Here is a 14,683-nt window from a genome sequence, read left to right on the forward strand (position 1 = left end):
GCAAAATGCAGATAATAAAAGCGTACCTATAAAAATTTTACAAGTAAGTTTTCTAACCAAGGGTTATCAAAATTTTATCGTTATTATAAACTTTTCAGTGCCAGTTTAATAAGCTGTTCAACGGTTAATGTGCCGCCGTTCTTACTGATTTCGCTGTCCAATGTTTTCTCGGCAACATTACGCACAAAACCTAACATTACAAGGGCTGAAAGCGCCTCTTCTTTTACCGTTTTTAACCCTGTAATTACCGTTAGCGTATCCGGGCCCTCTTTGCGCAGTTTATCCTGCAGCTCTAGAATAATGCGCTGGGCAGATTTTGGGCCGATGCCCTTTATGCGCTGGATTAGCGGCACATTGCCCTGCACTATGGCGTTGCGTATCTCATCGGGGGTGATAGACGACAACATCATGCGGGCAGTATTTGGCCCAATACCCGATATAGATACCAGGTGCAGGAAAAGCTTGCGCTCTCCCTCGCTTACGAAACCATAAAGGGTGTGGGCATCTTCTTTCACGTGCAGCCAAACAAACAGTTTGCAGCGCTCCCCGGCCGGGAGCTGTGAAAAGGTATTTACCGAAATATTGATATGGTACCCCACTCCTCCCGCATCTATAACAACATGCGCCGGGCTTTTAAACGCCAGCTTCCCATCAATATAATCGTACATATACTATTTAGCTTTTCGTGCCTTGGCTGATGACGCTTCCGCGCGGCTTTTCTCCTGCGCATCAACCACGGCAATGGTAACCATGTTCACAATTTCCCTTACGCTACTACCCAATTGCAAAACGTGCACCGGCTTTTTAAGGCCAAGCAAAATTGGGCCAACGGCTTCGGCCCCGCCAATTTCCTGCAATAATTTGTAGGCAATATTGCCCGACTCTAATGTAGGGAAAATAAGCGTATTTGCGGGCTTCCCTGTCAACGTACTGAACCCGAAATTATCCTTCAGCAATTCAGCATTCAGGGCAAAGTTGGCCTGCATCTCGCCATCTACCACCATATTGGGGTATTTATCGTGCAGTATGCGCACCGCCTCGCGGGTTTTTTCGGGTATCGCACCCTCGTTAGAACCAAAATTGGAATAAGAAAGCAGCGCTACTCTAGGCTTAGGTATAAAGTACGATACTGCTTTTTCTATCAAAACGGTTATATCTACCAGTTCCTGCACGGTTGGGTTTACGTTTACGGTGGTATCGCCAAAAAACACGGGGCCTTTTGGGGTTATCATCAGGTACATACCGGCCACGCGGTTTACGCCCTCATCCGTCCCGATGATTTGCAGAGCTGGCTTTATGGTATCTACATAGTTTTTGGTAAGGCCGGATATCAGCGCATCAGCCTCGCCGAATTGCACCATACAAGCACCGTAGTAGTTACGGTCGACAACCATTTTGCGGGCTTCGTTTTTGGTGATGCCGCGGCGCTGGCGTTTCTTGAACAAGTAATCGGCAAAATCGTGCACACGGGGGCAATCGTCGCGCGTGTCTATCATTTCTACATCGCCCAAGTCCAGCTCGTTCTCCCGCATGATGGCTTTTATCTTTTCGATATTGCCCAGCAAAATCGGCGTTGCAATGCCTTCATCTTTTACTATTTGCGCTGCGCGGAGTATCTTGTAAGTATCAGCCTCAGCGAAAACAACACGTTTTGGTGCCTGCTTTGCCTTGTTGGTAATATCGCGCATCAGCTTGTTGCTGGTGCCCAGGCGCGATAACAATTCTTCGTGATAAGCGTCCCAATCGGTAATAGCTTGACGAGCCACGCCGCTCTCCATGGCGGCCCTGGCTACGGCCGAGGACACCTCGGTTATCAGCCTTTGGTCCATCGGTTTGGGGATGATGTAATCCCTGCCAAACTTAAGGTTGGTAATGTTGTATGCCAGGTTAACTGCCTCGGGTACGGGCTTTTTAGCCATATTGGCTATAGCGTGTACCGCGGCAATCTTCATTTCTTCGTTAATAGCGGTTGCCCTTACATCCAGCGCACCACGGAAAATGTAGGGGAAGCCCAGTACGTTGTTCACCTGGTTAGGATAATCGGAGCGGCCGGTTGCCATGATGATATCTTTACGGGCGGCTACTGCCAAATCGTACTGTATCTCCGGCTCGGGATTGGCCATGGCAAATACCACCGGGTTTTTGGCCATGCTTACCAGCATTGCCGGGGTAACCACATTGCCGGCAGATAGCCCCACGAAAACATCGGCATTTTTCATGGCATCGGCAAGGGTTTTAACATCCTTGCGCTCGGTGGCAAACTCCATGCGTATATCGTCGAGGTCGGTGCGATTGGTATCCAATACCCCATTGATGTCGAACATCACCAGGTTTTCTTTCTTCACCCCAAGCGACAGGTACATTTTTGAACAGGAAACCGCGGCAGCACCTGCACCGTTCACTACCATTTTTATCTTATCCAGCTTTTTGCCTTGTATCTCGCAGGCATTCATCAGCGCTGCGCCGGATATTATGGCTGTGCCGTGCTGGTCATCGTGCATCACCGGGATTTTCATCTCGGCCTTCAGCCTGCGCTCTATCTCGAAACAGGTTGGTGCCGATATATCTTCAAGGTTTACACCTCCGAAGGTTGGCTCCAGTGCCTTTACTATCATCACGAATTCATCAACCGTTTTGGCGTTTACCTCCAGGTCGAACACGTCGATATCGGCATAAATTTTAAACAGCAGGCCTTTGCCCTCCATTACGGGTTTGCTGGCCTCGGGACCGATGTTGCCCAGGCCAAGCACAGCCGTACCATTGCTGATAACCGCCACCAGGTTGCCTTTTGCAGTGTATTTATATACGTCGTCAACGTTTTCTGCAATGGCCCGGCAGGGTTCTGCAACACCCGGCGAATAGGCCAGGGTTAAGTCGCGTTGAGAATTGGTAGGCTTGGTTGGTACTACCTGTATTTTACCCGGACGGCCTTTGGAGTGGTAATTGAGGGCGTCCTGTTTACGATTTGGTTTATTCATCTTCTTCTCTAATTCAAGCCCTCAAAACTACGATTACTTTTTTTGAAAGCTGGTAATAAAAAAGCCCGGTAATGCAATGGACAGTACCCGGGCCGCTGAATATCTTTTAGTTCTTGTTTAGGTTAACGGTAAGCCCGGCCACCAGCCGGATATTCCGGTTGCTGCCCAATTGCTTGTTCCATAGCATCAAATCCTCTACCCTTATGCCATACTTGGTGGCAATATCCACCAGGGTTTCGCCCAGTTTTGTTATATGGAATGCGGGTATATTACGAGGCGCCGCAACCAAAGCCGGCGGCTGTGTGGTTGTAGTGGCTGCGGTTTGTCCGGGCTGCGTAGTTGGCTGTGCAGCCGGCTGCGTAACCGGAGGTTTTGCCTGCGCCACCACTACCGGTTTCGGTTTTGGCGGAGGCGGTACGTACACCGGATGATACGGCGGTATAACCGCGTTGGGGTTATTGATGGCCTCGGTCAATATCGCGTAACGGTCTTTACGGCTTTGGGGCACGATAATCCTGCGTGGCTCGGCAGCAGTGCCGTTTATAATCAATTGGCGGTACGATGGGTTAAGCACCATCATTTCTTTGATATCCAGCCCTAGCGCAGCCGAAATACGGTTCAGCGGGACGTACTTATTCACCAGCAGCGTATCGGTTTGCAGGGCTATAGTGGTAGGCTGCGGCATGATACCGTGCCTTTTGTAATAATTCATGATATAGGTTACCGCAATATAGGCCGGCACGTAACCGCGCGTTTCGGCAGGTAGCAGCTGGCGGATTGACCAGTAATCGGTTGCTCCGGTTTTTGCAAGGGCGTTCTCTACATTGCTTTTGCCACAATTGTACGAGGCAATGGCCAGCAGCCAATCGCCGAATTGTTGGTAGGCATCGCGCAGGTAGGCGGCTGCGGCCGCGCTCGATTGGATGGGGTCGCGGCGCTCGTCTACATATTCCGTCATCTTCAGCCCGTAAATCTTGGCCGTTTCTGACATGAACTGCCACGGGCCGGCTGCGCCCACCCGCGATACCGCATTGGGGTTAAGTGCCGACTCCACGATGGAAAGGTACTTTATCTCATCGGGCACGCCAGCAGCGGCAAAAGCGCTTTCGTAAATGGGGAAGTAGTATTTGGAGAGGCCCAGCAAGCGGCCCATCTCGTCGCGGCGGCTCAGGTAATTGTCTATATAGCCTTGTACGTACACATTGTAATCCATGGGTACATCGCGCTGGATAGAATCGAGCCGGCGTTTAAAAATAACATCCTGGTATTTAGATGAAGTGACTTCTTTTATAGGCAGCAAAGCAGAGGTATCTGCGCTGAAAGATTGTGCCTGCGTGTCATCAACCTTAGTAACCAACAATACCGCCACGCAAATCAAAAACGTAAAGAATTTCTTCATAAAGCAGGTTATGCCGGGCTTTAGGTTTGCCGGAGGATTTATTTACTAAAGTATAAACTTTCTATAATTGCAGGAAATATTCGGAGAAATTCAACAATTGTTCCTCGGCAAACCCGCTGGCTAACAGTTGCAAACCTAACGGCAAACCCTTGCTGTTATTGCCCGCCGGCAGCGAGATAGCAGGCAGGCCCGCCAACGACGCTTGCACGGTAAAAATATCATGCAAGTAGGTTACCACCGGGTCTTTTTCCTTTTTCCCTATCGGGAAGGCAGGCTCGGGCGCAGTTGGCGTGAGCAGGAAATCGTACTCCTGAAGTATCTTGCGGGTTTGTTCCCTGATCAGCTTGCGCACCTTTTGGGCTTTGGCGTAGTAGGCGTCGTAGTAGCCCGCGCTCAGCACGAATGTGCCCAGCATAATGCGGCGTTTTACTTCCTTGCCGAAACCTTCTGAGCGGGATAACTTGTAGGTGCTGGTAAGGTCGGTAGCGTTGGGGCTGCGGTAGCCGTAATGCACACCATCATACCGCGCAAGGTTGCTGGATGCCTCGGCCATGGCCAAAATATAGTAAGTAGGTACCAGGTACTCCAGGTACTCAAAGGATATGGCCTTAACGGTGTGCCCATCGGCACGCAGTTTTTCTATGGCATTTATCAGTGTGTTCTTCACCTCGGCATCTACGCCGGGGCTCGATAATGCTTCCTGCAAATAGGCAATCTTCTTTTTACCCGTATCAGTGGTGTGGTTTGCCGCCGCGGGAACGGGTTTATGCGATAGGGTGCTATCGAATTCATCAGGGCCGGCCATTACCTCGAAAAGCAGGGCCGCATCGCTGATGGATTTGGTAAGTGTCCCCACCTGATCGAACGAGGAAGCGTAGGAAATAATGCCGTGCCTGGATATGCGCCCGTAGCTTGGCTTAAAGCCCACCACGCCACAAAACGACGCAGGCTGCCTTACCGAGCCGCCGGTATCGGTACCGATGGCTGCATGGCACATGCCTGCCTGCACTGCCACCGCCGAGCCGCCCGATGAACCACCTGATACGCGGGTTTCGTCGGCGGCGTTTTTTACCGGGCCGTAAAACGAGTTCTCGTTAGATGCGCCCATGGCAAACTCATCGCAATTGCAACGGCCTATAATAATGGCGTCCTGCGCAAGCAAACGCTCTACGATGGTTGATGAATAAATAGAAGTGAAATTATCAAGGATGCGCGAGGATGCGCTCACCTTATGCCCTTTGTAGCAGATATTATCTTTAATGGCTATAACCATACCGGCCAGTTTGCCGGCGGTGCCGCTTTTGATGCGGGCATCTATACTTTTTGCCGATGACAGCGCATCCTGCTCAAATACTTCGTTGAAAACATTTAAACGGGTATTTGCTTTTATCTTTTTAAGATAACTTTTTACCAGGCCTTCGGCCGTAAGCTTACCGTTTTGCAAACCTCTCTTAACATCTGCGTAAGAGGAATAATTTTTAGACATGGGGCCTAAAATAAAAAACTTATCCGTTGAAGCATAACAATTTCAACAGATAAGTTTATAAGTTTAAACAGCTATTACGCTGCCCACAAGGATATCGGAATATTATAACTTTGGTTTCTCTTCGGTTGAAGTGTTGCTTTCGCCGCTTTGAGCGTCTTTAAATTCCTTTACGCCTTTGCCTAAACCTTTCATCAGTTCAGGAATTTTTTTACCTCCAAACAATATCAGTATCGCGATAATGATCAGAATGATTTCCGGTGCGCCTAATCCCATTTTTTTAAGTTTTTATGTACGTTAATTTTTTTATTTATATTCTTCTTCGATAGTCTTTTTGGCGGGCTCTTCGGCCTTCGTAAGGTTTATGCCAGAGCCGTTCTCGTGCGCTGCAATAGTTGTTTGTTCTGTTTCAGGCATGCCCTCATAAACAGGATGTACATACTCCGGCGTTTCATCTGCCAGCACATCGGTAGCAGAGTGGCCCTCAAAAGCCGGCAGGGTACCTTCTATGGGTACATACGCAGGCTGGGCGGGATCCGGTTGTTTTTCTTCGTTTTTTTCTTCCAGCGATTTCTTAAGGTCGGTTTTCTTGTCCTCGTAATTGTTTATCTGGTTGTTTATTTCTCGTTTGACATCGTCAGAAGCGTCTTTAAAATCGCGGATACCTTTGCCCAGGCCGCGTGCTATTTCGGGCAGTTTTTCGCCACCAAACAGCATTAGCGCCGCAAAAACGATCAAAATCATCTCGCCGGAGCCAATATTCAGGAATAAAAAAACTGTGCTCAACATCTTATCTCACAATTAAGGTTACAAATATATATAATTACAACGCTATCGCGTGCATTTTAGTTTGGTGTCAGCCATACTTTGGGGTCTACAAACGTCTTGCCTTTATTCAAGGTGAAGTTTATAGATGATTCCCCGCTAAGCTGATCGGTAGCCACCGTGCCTATAGTTTGCTTGGTAGTTACTTTCTGCCCCGCCGAAACGCTTACGGTACGAAGGTTCGAATATGAGGTAAAATATTCACCATGGTTTATGATAACCAAATATGTCCCGCTTATGTCCATCACCCTTTTCACTTCGCCATCAAATACTGCTCTAACAGGCGCCCCCGCACCGGCCCTAATTTCCCAGCCATTGTTCTCATTTCGGATACCGTCTTCAGTATATATACCAAAATAGTGTATCGGCTGTCCGTTCGCTACCGGCCATGGCAAGCGGCCCTTGTTGCCCAAAAAGTCGTTCGATAGTTTGGCTGCCTCGGGCGTTGAGTTTAGGGCCTCGCTATCGGTGGTCCGCCTTACCGGCAGCGGCTTCTTTGCTACAGGTGCCGGCGCATTGTCGGCTTTGGCTTTAGCAGCGGCTATACGCGCGGCATCTTCGGCCCGGCGCCTGGCATCTTCTTCGGCTTTACGCCTAAGCTCCTCTATTTCGCGGGCAATGGCCCTGTTTATTTCGCGGGTGGTTTTCGCAATTTTTGCCTGCACATCTTTTTGCTGCTGCTTAAGTTCGCTCTGGTGCTGGCTTAAGCCCGATATTACCTTTACCTGCGTTTGCTTCGCCCTACCAAGTTCTATTTTTTCTTTCTCCTGCTCGGTGAGCAGGTTATTTTTCTCTTTTTTATCCTTATCCAGCCCTATTATTTTTATGCCCAGCTCTTTTTGCGTGCCTTGTATGTAACCGGCCTGCCGCTCGCGGTAGGTACCGAACTGCTGCAGGTATTTCAAGCGCCGGTAAGCCTGGTTAAAATCTTTCGATGCGAAGATAAACATCAGCTTATTATAGGCGCTTTGATTTCGGTAGGCAAAAAGCACCATGCCGGCGTACTCCTTCTTAAGCTGATCTAACTGACTCTGTAAGTTATGTACGGTATTATTGCTCTCAGAGATTTGGTTATCCAAATTGCGCACCTCGGCATTGATATTCTGTATTTTTTCCTGGCGCAGGTTTATTTGTATCTTGAGGTTATTGAGCTGTTTTAACGAAACCTTTTTATTGTTGGCGGTTGCTTCGTACTCCTGGTTAAGCTGCTGCAACTCCTCGGTCAACTTATCTTTACGCTTTTTTAGCTCGGCACTGGTTTGCGCAAATGCGCTTTGCCCAAAAATGCCCGACAGGATAAATACGGCGACAATAACAGAGGCTACTTTAAAAAATTTCATCTACCAAAAATATGATTTTTAATTAGCTGGTTCGTAACTTTTTGGAATACTGAACGGATACTCTAAAACGCGATCGAACTCAACCTGCGTATAACGTAAATTTACCAATACTTTATTACCCGGCGCAGCGGATGTAATATCTATTTGCGATGGTACTATGCGGTTATCTGCCTGTATGAATACCCTGTTGGTCACCTCCAAAGTTTGCGCGGCGGCCGGGTTGACCAGGTTGGTTTGAGTGGCCTTAAGATCTGGCCCCAACAGCAGTTTATATACCATGCCCTGCAGATTGCCGGTAATAATGGTATTATTGCCATCGGGTGTAAGCAGGGCATCCTGGTTAAGCAACCCGTCTATCGCGTTGCCTACCAATAAGGCTTGCAGTGCTTTAAAACTTATCTGCTTGCCGGCAAACCTGTATATGTAGCTGAAAGGTTTGCTGAGGTAAATGCTCTGGAAACGGTTTACCACCTGTATGCTATCGGGCGTTATCAATGCACGGGCAACTTCCAGCCCTGCAATAGCGGTGATGGAAACCCATATCTTTTGGTCGCGGCTTACGCGGATGTTGAGGGTACAATCGTTATCGTTGCCGTTGATATCCAGCTTGGTTTTGGCCTTGCCGCTAAAAGTATTGAAGGTAGATTGCCTGGATCGTATATCAGCCAGTTTTTCGGCTTTGCCGTTGGGTACTACCGTTGCGGTATCTTTTGTGGGGCGGCTTACCACTACCAGCTTTTTCGATTTACAGCTTGCGGCTACAACCAACAAAAGCAACAAGGCTATCTTACTCAGTGTATTTTTTGTCATTTATCTTTTTATCTAATGCCGGCGAGGCCCCTCCCTGCGTTTTGGCTTTTTGCCAGTTTTGCAGCGCACCAGCCTCATCGCCGGTGAAATATAAAATGTCGCCGTAATGCTCAGTTTTCACCGCGCTGTCGTCCTTATCGTGCTTCAGCGATTTCTCTATCCATGTTTTGGCATCGCTGTATTTTTTTTGCCTGAACAATATCCAGGCGTAGGTATCTTCGAACGAAGCCGTATTGGGCTGCAGGGTGTTGCTGCGGGCAGACATTGCTTCGGCTTTATCTAAAGCCTCGTTCCTTAACGACAAATAGTACGCATAATTGTTCAGCGTAAAAGCATTATCTGGGTTATAGCTCAATGCTTTTTCGTACGCATCGTCGGAAAGCTTGTTGTTGCTTATAGAATGATAGCAATCGCCTATTACCGAATAGCATTGCGAAAGCATATCCCTATCGCTGGATTCCAGGCTCGCCGCGTTTTTTAAATAGCCCAGCGCCTTGTTGTAATTTTTGTTTTGTTGCCATGCCACGCCTACCAGGTAATTCATCCAGGCCTGGTTGGGGAAGTAGCTAAGGGCATATTCGCCGTCTTTTATGGCCCCTTCAAAATCGCTCTCGGCCATCTCTATGCGCACCAATTGCTCGTGCACCTGGTACGATTGCGCATTTATAGCCACCGATTTTTTATAAACAGGCTTAGCTTCGCGGTACTGCGCATCCTGCACCAGCATATCGCCATATATGGCGTAGGCCTTATCGTTATCGGGGTGCGCCACGGTAAGCAAGCGCGCAAGCTCTAAAACGGCTTGCTTTATCTTTGGGTCGGTTAAACGAGGAACGTAATATTGCACCACGCGTATCTTTTGCTCAATATCCACATCAGGGTTGGCAAAGGCAATGCGGCGCTCGGCAAAGCTCTGCTCCTGGTTTTTGTTATCGCGGTAAACATCGGCCAGGGCCATATGCAGCATGCCGCCTGTTGCCCCGGTGGTGGTTTGGGGCAGGGCTGCTGCTTTGTTCAATATAGCTATGGCCTTGTCGTTTAAGCCGTTCGAGTTATACAGTTCGGCCAGCAGCAGATAATACCGTAGCTGGTTAGGGTCTGCGGCAATCAATTTAAGCAGTTCGTCGGCAGCTCTATCAATTTTGCCCTGGGCAAGGTAAACACGCTGCCTGGTCATTTGCAGCTCATCGGTAAGGCCTGTTATCGCCTCCACCTTTGCTAACTGCTGCAGTGCTTCGGGATAATCTTTTTGCAGGAAATAGGCATTGGCTTTTTCCAGGTAATAGGCCGGCTTATCGGGGCTGAGGCGTATCAGCTGATCCATGGTAGCTTGCAGCTTGGGGATGTTGTTTGTCTTTTCGTAACTATCGGCCAGAGCCAGCCAGTACCATTCGTTATCGGGGCTTAGGCTGGTTGCCTGCACAAGCAAAGGCTCGGCGGCCTGGTAGTTATTCTGGCCTTTTTGCAGGTTGGCCAATTCATACAACGATGCATCGTTGTTGGGATCTATGGCCAGCACCTGGCTAAACAACTCTGACGCGAGCCTTGTATTATCAATCGTTTTTTGGCGGATGGCTGAGAAGAAGAGGTCCTTCACCCTGAGGCTGTCCATAGCGCTGAGGCGTTTGCCGGGCACACTGTTGCTGTTGCTATCTTTTTGAGCATACAGTGCGGGTATTATGCCAACCAGCAATAATATGGATAGGGCTGCCTTTTTCATTTGGTTTAGCTTTTACCGGTATGGCCATAGCCGCCGGCGCCACGGCTTGTTTCGTTCAACTCATCTGCCTCTTGCCATTCCACACGCTCGTGCCTGGCAACCACCATCTGGGCAATACGGTCGCCGGTGTTTATTTCAAAGGCGGTATCGGAGAGGTTTACCAGCAATACTTTTATCTCGCCGCGGTAATCGGCATCTATAGTACCCGGCGAATTTACGATGCCTATGCCATGCTTATAAGCCAGGCCGCTGCGCGGGCGTATCTGGGCCTCGTAGCCTACGGGCAGTTCAATATAAAGCCCGGTGGGTATCAGGCGGCGTTCCAGCGGTTTCAGGGTGATGCTCTCCTCCAGATCGGCGCGCAGATCCATGCCTGCCGCATGCAGGGTTTCGTAGGCGGGCAGCACATTGGCCGATTTGTTGATTACTTTGATGTTCATTTGCTAAATATAGCTTTTAGTTCTTTCCGTTCGATGTATAAAGTACCCAACCCGAATAATATAAGCAGCCCATTACCGATAAACAGGTTGCGCTTGAACAGGCTGAACGATATGTAAACGACCACAACCGACACGATGATATACGCCAGGTTCTTTTTTAGCACGTATGGGATGGGATAATGTATTTGCCCCCATACGTAGGATAACACCATCATAGTAGTATATGCTGCCAGCGATATCCAGGCCGATGCGATGTAGCCGTACGACGGGATGAATATGACGTTGAGAACGATGGTTACCAACGCGCCAATGCCCGAGATGTACAGGCCGTATTTGGTTTGATCGGTAAGTTTATACCAAACCGACAAATTCATGTAGATGCCCAGGCTTACATACCCGAATAGCAGCACGGGTATTACCTTAATGCCCGACCAATATAGGGCCATTTGCGTGGCATCCTTACCTTTGATGAAGTATTTCAGCAATTCGATATTCGCTACCAGTGCCACGAAAATCATGCACACCGCAATTACGAAATAATGCATGATGCGGGCGTAAGTTTGCGTAGCGTTTTTGTTTTTAGCATGGCTGAAGAAGAAGGGCTCGGCCCCCAGCCTGAAGGCGTTTACAAAAATGCTTAAGAAGATAGATATTTTGGAGCAGGCCGTATAAATGCCCACCTGCGTGGCGCTCTGTTTTATAGGCAATAGTTTGCCCAGCAGTATCTTATCCAGGTTTTCGTTTACCAGGTACGAGAAGTTGGCGATGAGTATGGGCCAGCTATAGAGCATCATCTCGCCAAAAAGCGACTTGCTGAACTTCGGCCGCAATTTGGCAAACTCAGGCAAAAGCATAAGGGCGGTGATGGAGTTGGCGATGAAGTTCGACAGGAAAACGTACCCTATCCAGCCGGGCTTAAACCAGGGTGCAATTATGCCCGCCCCCAGCCAGTTATGCTTAACAATGGCAGGCAGCACGTATATAAAGGTGAGGTTAAGCCCCACAAACATCAGCACGTTGACAAGTTTAAGCATGCCATAGCGGCCAGGGCGGCCATCGGCGCGTATTTTGGCGAAGGGTATAACGCTGAGGGCATCAACCACCAGCGTACCGATGAAAAACTTAATAAATAATACGTACTCGGGCAGCGGCGTTGTGGCATCTATACGTATCCAGCCGGCAATAAGGCTGGCCAGTGGGAAGGTAAGCGCCAAAAACGTGAGCGATACCATCAATATGGCGCCGAACGCGTTGTTGTAAACAACCTGTTTATCCTCGGGCCGCTTGTTTACGTACCTCATGAAGGTAGTTTCCATACCGAAAGCCAGCAGGGCGTTTAGCATGGATGCGTAGCTGTACAGGTTACCGAATATACCGTAAACCCTTGTAGGGTAAGTGCGGATATATATTGGGGTGAGGAAAAAACTGAGTACCCGGCCAGCAATGGTGCTTAAACCATAAACGAAGGTTTGCCCGGCGAATTTTTTTGCGGTTGACAATAGGGTGCTTGCTTACTAGTTACGTAACTATCTTTTTACTACCTCAAAATTACGATAGTTTTTTAATTCGCCATCATGGGTTTCAACGCTGGCAACCACGGCATGCTCCGCACCCTCGTGGCACCACTCCAAAAACATTTCCATCAACATATCATCGGCTTCGGCCTCTATAAACACATCGCCGTTTGGCATATTGCGCACAATTCCCTTTACGCCAAGCTGGTCGGCAACTGCCTTGGCACCCGCTCTAAAGGATACGCCCTGCACTTTGCCTTTTATTGTTATGTCGAGATGTTTTTTCATTTATAATTGTTTGCGATATCGATTCAGCCAGGGCGCAAATAACCGGCCTAACCAGCCATGCAAAATAACTTAATATAGGCGGGAATAAAAAACGAGTGCCCTGCAAAATCTTCGAATTCGCTTTTAAACAAATTGTAGAAAAAGCAGCGGGCCCCGGTGCCTCCTGTTCTAAAAGAAATATCCCGCCCTGAAAAAGACAATTCAGGAAATCGCATTAATCAACTAAATCCCGATTCTTGTACCCCATACCCGCTCTTCCTCGCGTATCCTTACGGTTAGCATTACGGCATTCAAAAGCGTGAACACAATGGCCGTAGCGTAGAGATTGAATACGAGTGGTATTACTACTATCTCGCAAATAACAATAAAGTAATTGGGATGCTTAAACAGTTTGTAGGGCCCTTTCTTAATGAAGATGGAATTGGGGATACGCAGTATCTTGGTGTTCCAATATTTGCCCAGCGAGCCGATGGTCCATATTTTTAGCGAGATGAGGATAAGGAACACCACGAGCATAATCATGTTAAATTCGCCGTTACGAAGGCAGTAATACTCCACTATCATGCTGATGATGAACAGCGTGTGTAAGGCCACGATGAAGGGGTAATGCGCCTTACCAAACTCTTCTGCACCCTGGCTGCGCGCCCAGGCCTCGTTGCGTTTGGCTACTACTAATTCTAAAAGGCGCTGGAAAATCACGAAACAGATAAAGAGGATAAACATATTTAGTTTTTCATATCTAATAAAACCATCTCACTGCTGAAACCCGGGCCCATGGCCAGCATCAGGCCGTAGCCATCTTCGTAACCCTCTGATAAGAACTTCTCCAGCACGTATAGCACGGTTACGCTGCTCATGTTGCCGTTTTCGTTCATTACCTGGCGGGTGTTGCGCAGAAAGTCGCCTTCTACGGCCAAAGCATCCGCGTATGCATTCAGCACCTTTTTACCGCCGGGGTGGAACACAAAGTTTTTGATATCCTTCAGTTCCAGGTTTTGCTTGGCCAAAAAGGCATCGATATCGCCGCGGATATTTTCGTGGATGAAGGTAGGGATATCTTTGGAGAAGAGCACCTTAAAACCGGTGTCTTTAAAATCCCAGCCCATCACTTCCAATGAGTCGTAATAGAGCTTGCTGCTGCTTGCCGTTATGTTGATCTTCTTTTCGGCATTATGGTTATCGCCTTTTACAATTACTGTAGCTATGCCATCGCTAAACAAACTGCTGCCGATGAAATTGCTTTTGCTGTAATCATTTTTGATGAGGGTAAGCGAGCAAAGCTCCACGGCTACCAGCAGCACGATGGCATCGGGGTTGGCTTTGGCCAAAGTATTAGCCTTCGCCATGCCCGATACGCCTCCCCCACAACCCAGGCCCCAAACGGGAATTCGATTGATATGCGGATTGAGGCGCATTTTGTTGATGATAAGCGCATCGATGCTGGGCGTAGCGAGGCCTGTGGTGGATACGAAGATGAGGTCGGTAATGTCATCTTTCCTGATGCCAGCCTTTTCAACCGCCGCCTCAATTGCTTCTATGGAGTATTGCAGGGCATTTGCTATATAATCATCGTTACGCTGCTCGAAAGTGTTCGGTTCGGCGTAGTAGGTAATGGGCTTGCAGAAGTTGCGGGTGACGATCTCGGTATTATCAAACGCGGGCATCAGCCGGTCTACCTGCGGGAAGTGCTCCACAAACAGGGCGCGGGCCTGGGCCTTTACATCCTGCTGCTTTACTTTATAGGGAAGGCTTACGCCTGATACTGAAGCGATAGATGGCATATAATTGAGGGCATGTTATATTGATGTACTAATAGCGTAAAAGCTTAAATTGTTTCGGTGGAACTCAATCCCTTCCCGGCGATTACTTACGCAAATGCGGATGGG

The 14,683-nt window shown here is 48.6% G+C and carries 14 protein-coding genes; all 14 read right to left on the reverse strand.

The features are described 5' to 3' along the window. Positions 1-83 precede the first annotated feature (83 nt). Positions 84-668: a Holliday junction branch migration protein RuvA gene (gene ruvA, locus AC1DXC_RS18115; protein WP_477460582.1), complete on the reverse strand. Its 585-nt coding sequence runs from the start codon at positions 666-668 to the stop codon at positions 84-86. 3 nt (positions 669-671) lie between these two features. After that, positions 672-2,978 (reverse strand): NADP-dependent malic enzyme, encoded by a 2,307-nt coding sequence (locus AC1DXC_RS18120; protein ID WP_477460583.1) that lies wholly within the window; start codon positions 2,976-2,978, stop codon positions 672-674. 106 nt (positions 2,979-3,084) lie between these two features. Next, a complete protein-coding gene (locus tag AC1DXC_RS18125; RefSeq protein WP_477460584.1) occupies positions 3,085-4,377 on the reverse strand; it encodes a lytic transglycosylase domain-containing protein in 1,293 nt (430 codons plus the stop codon). 61 nt (positions 4,378-4,438) lie between these two features. Beyond that, on the reverse strand, positions 4,439-5,863 hold the full coding sequence (gatA, locus tag AC1DXC_RS18130; protein WP_477460585.1) for an Asp-tRNA(Asn)/Glu-tRNA(Gln) amidotransferase subunit GatA: 1,425 nt from the start codon (positions 5,861-5,863) through the stop codon (positions 4,439-4,441). A gap of 102 nt (positions 5,864-5,965) precedes the next feature. After that, positions 5,966-6,136, reverse strand: coding sequence for a Sec-independent protein translocase subunit TatA/TatB (locus AC1DXC_RS18135; RefSeq protein ID WP_477460586.1), 171 nt, complete (start codon positions 6,134-6,136; stop codon positions 5,966-5,968). Positions 6,137-6,166: 30 nt separating this feature from the next. Beyond that, positions 6,167-6,649, reverse strand: coding sequence for a Sec-independent protein translocase subunit TatA/TatB (locus AC1DXC_RS18140; protein ID WP_477460587.1), 483 nt, complete (start codon positions 6,647-6,649; stop codon positions 6,167-6,169). Between the two features lie 56 nt (positions 6,650-6,705). Further along, entirely contained in the window at positions 6,706-8,025 is a 1,320-nt protein-coding gene (locus tag AC1DXC_RS18145) for a murein hydrolase activator EnvC family protein (RefSeq protein WP_477460588.1), read from the reverse strand. 18 nt (positions 8,026-8,043) lie between these two features. Next, a complete protein-coding gene (gene lolB1, locus AC1DXC_RS18150; RefSeq protein ID WP_477460589.1) occupies positions 8,044-8,835 on the reverse strand; it encodes a lipoprotein insertase outer membrane protein LolB1 in 792 nt (263 codons plus the stop codon). Further along, positions 8,813-10,555, reverse strand: a complete 1,743-nt coding sequence (locus tag AC1DXC_RS18155; RefSeq protein ID WP_477460590.1) for a tetratricopeptide repeat protein — start codon at positions 10,553-10,555, stop codon at positions 8,813-8,815. The genes lolB1 and AC1DXC_RS18155 overlap by 23 nt, the downstream gene beginning before the upstream one ends. A 5-nt stretch (positions 10,556-10,560) precedes the next feature. Further along, entirely contained in the window at positions 10,561-10,995 is a 435-nt protein-coding gene (gene dut, locus AC1DXC_RS18160; RefSeq protein ID WP_477460591.1) for a dUTP diphosphatase, read from the reverse strand. Further along, entirely contained in the window at positions 10,992-12,494 is a 1,503-nt protein-coding gene (locus AC1DXC_RS18165; RefSeq protein WP_477460592.1) for a lipopolysaccharide biosynthesis protein, read from the reverse strand. The genes dut and AC1DXC_RS18165 overlap by 4 nt, the downstream gene beginning before the upstream one ends. 27 nt (positions 12,495-12,521) lie before the next feature. Next, positions 12,522-12,797 (reverse strand): acylphosphatase, encoded by a 276-nt coding sequence (locus tag AC1DXC_RS18170; protein ID WP_477460593.1) that lies wholly within the window; start codon positions 12,795-12,797, stop codon positions 12,522-12,524. 222 nt (positions 12,798-13,019) lie between these two features. After that, positions 13,020-13,520: an isoprenylcysteine carboxyl methyltransferase family protein gene (locus AC1DXC_RS18175; RefSeq protein ID WP_477460594.1), complete on the reverse strand. Its 501-nt coding sequence runs from the start codon at positions 13,518-13,520 to the stop codon at positions 13,020-13,022. A gap of 2 nt (positions 13,521-13,522) precedes the next feature. Continuing rightward, complete coding sequence (locus AC1DXC_RS18180) at positions 13,523-14,578, reverse strand: type III polyketide synthase (RefSeq protein WP_477460595.1); 1,056 nt, start codon at positions 14,576-14,578, stop codon at positions 13,523-13,525. Positions 14,579-14,683 lie beyond the last annotated feature (105 nt).

It is taken from the genome of Mucilaginibacter sp. P2_D11, from assembly GCF_056404435.1.

Coding starts and splice junctions, on each gene's coding strand:
- AC1DXC_RS18180 (WP_477460595.1), bottom strand. CDS start 14,578: ATGCCATCTATCGCTTCAGTATCAGGCGTAAGCCTTCCCTATAAAGTA.
- ruvA (WP_477460582.1), bottom strand. CDS start 668: ATGTACGATTATATTGATGGGAAGCTGGCGTTTAAAAGCCCGGCGCAT.
- dut (WP_477460591.1), bottom strand. CDS start 10,995: ATGAACATCAAAGTAATCAACAAATCGGCCAATGTGCTGCCCGCCTAC.
- AC1DXC_RS18175 (WP_477460594.1), bottom strand. CDS start 13,520: ATGTTTATCCTCTTTATCTGTTTCGTGATTTTCCAGCGCCTTTTAGAA.
- AC1DXC_RS18120 (WP_477460583.1), bottom strand. CDS start 2,978: ATGAATAAACCAAATCGTAAACAGGACGCCCTCAATTACCACTCCAAA.
- AC1DXC_RS18140 (WP_477460587.1), bottom strand. CDS start 6,649: ATGTTGAGCACAGTTTTTTTATTCCTGAATATTGGCTCCGGCGAGATG.
- AC1DXC_RS18155 (WP_477460590.1), bottom strand. CDS start 10,555: ATGAAAAAGGCAGCCCTATCCATATTATTGCTGGTTGGCATAATACCC.
- AC1DXC_RS18170 (WP_477460593.1), bottom strand. CDS start 12,797: ATGAAAAAACATCTCGACATAACAATAAAAGGCAAAGTGCAGGGCGTA.
- AC1DXC_RS18125 (WP_477460584.1), bottom strand. CDS start 4,377: ATGAAGAAATTCTTTACGTTTTTGATTTGCGTGGCGGTATTGTTGGTT.
- gatA (WP_477460585.1), bottom strand. CDS start 5,863: ATGTCTAAAAATTATTCCTCTTACGCAGATGTTAAGAGAGGTTTGCAA.
- AC1DXC_RS18145 (WP_477460588.1), bottom strand. CDS start 8,025: ATGAAATTTTTTAAAGTAGCCTCTGTTATTGTCGCCGTATTTATCCTG.
- AC1DXC_RS18135 (WP_477460586.1), bottom strand. CDS start 6,136: ATGGGATTAGGCGCACCGGAAATCATTCTGATCATTATCGCGATACTG.
- lolB1 (WP_477460589.1), bottom strand. CDS start 8,835: ATGACAAAAAATACACTGAGTAAGATAGCCTTGTTGCTTTTGTTGGTT.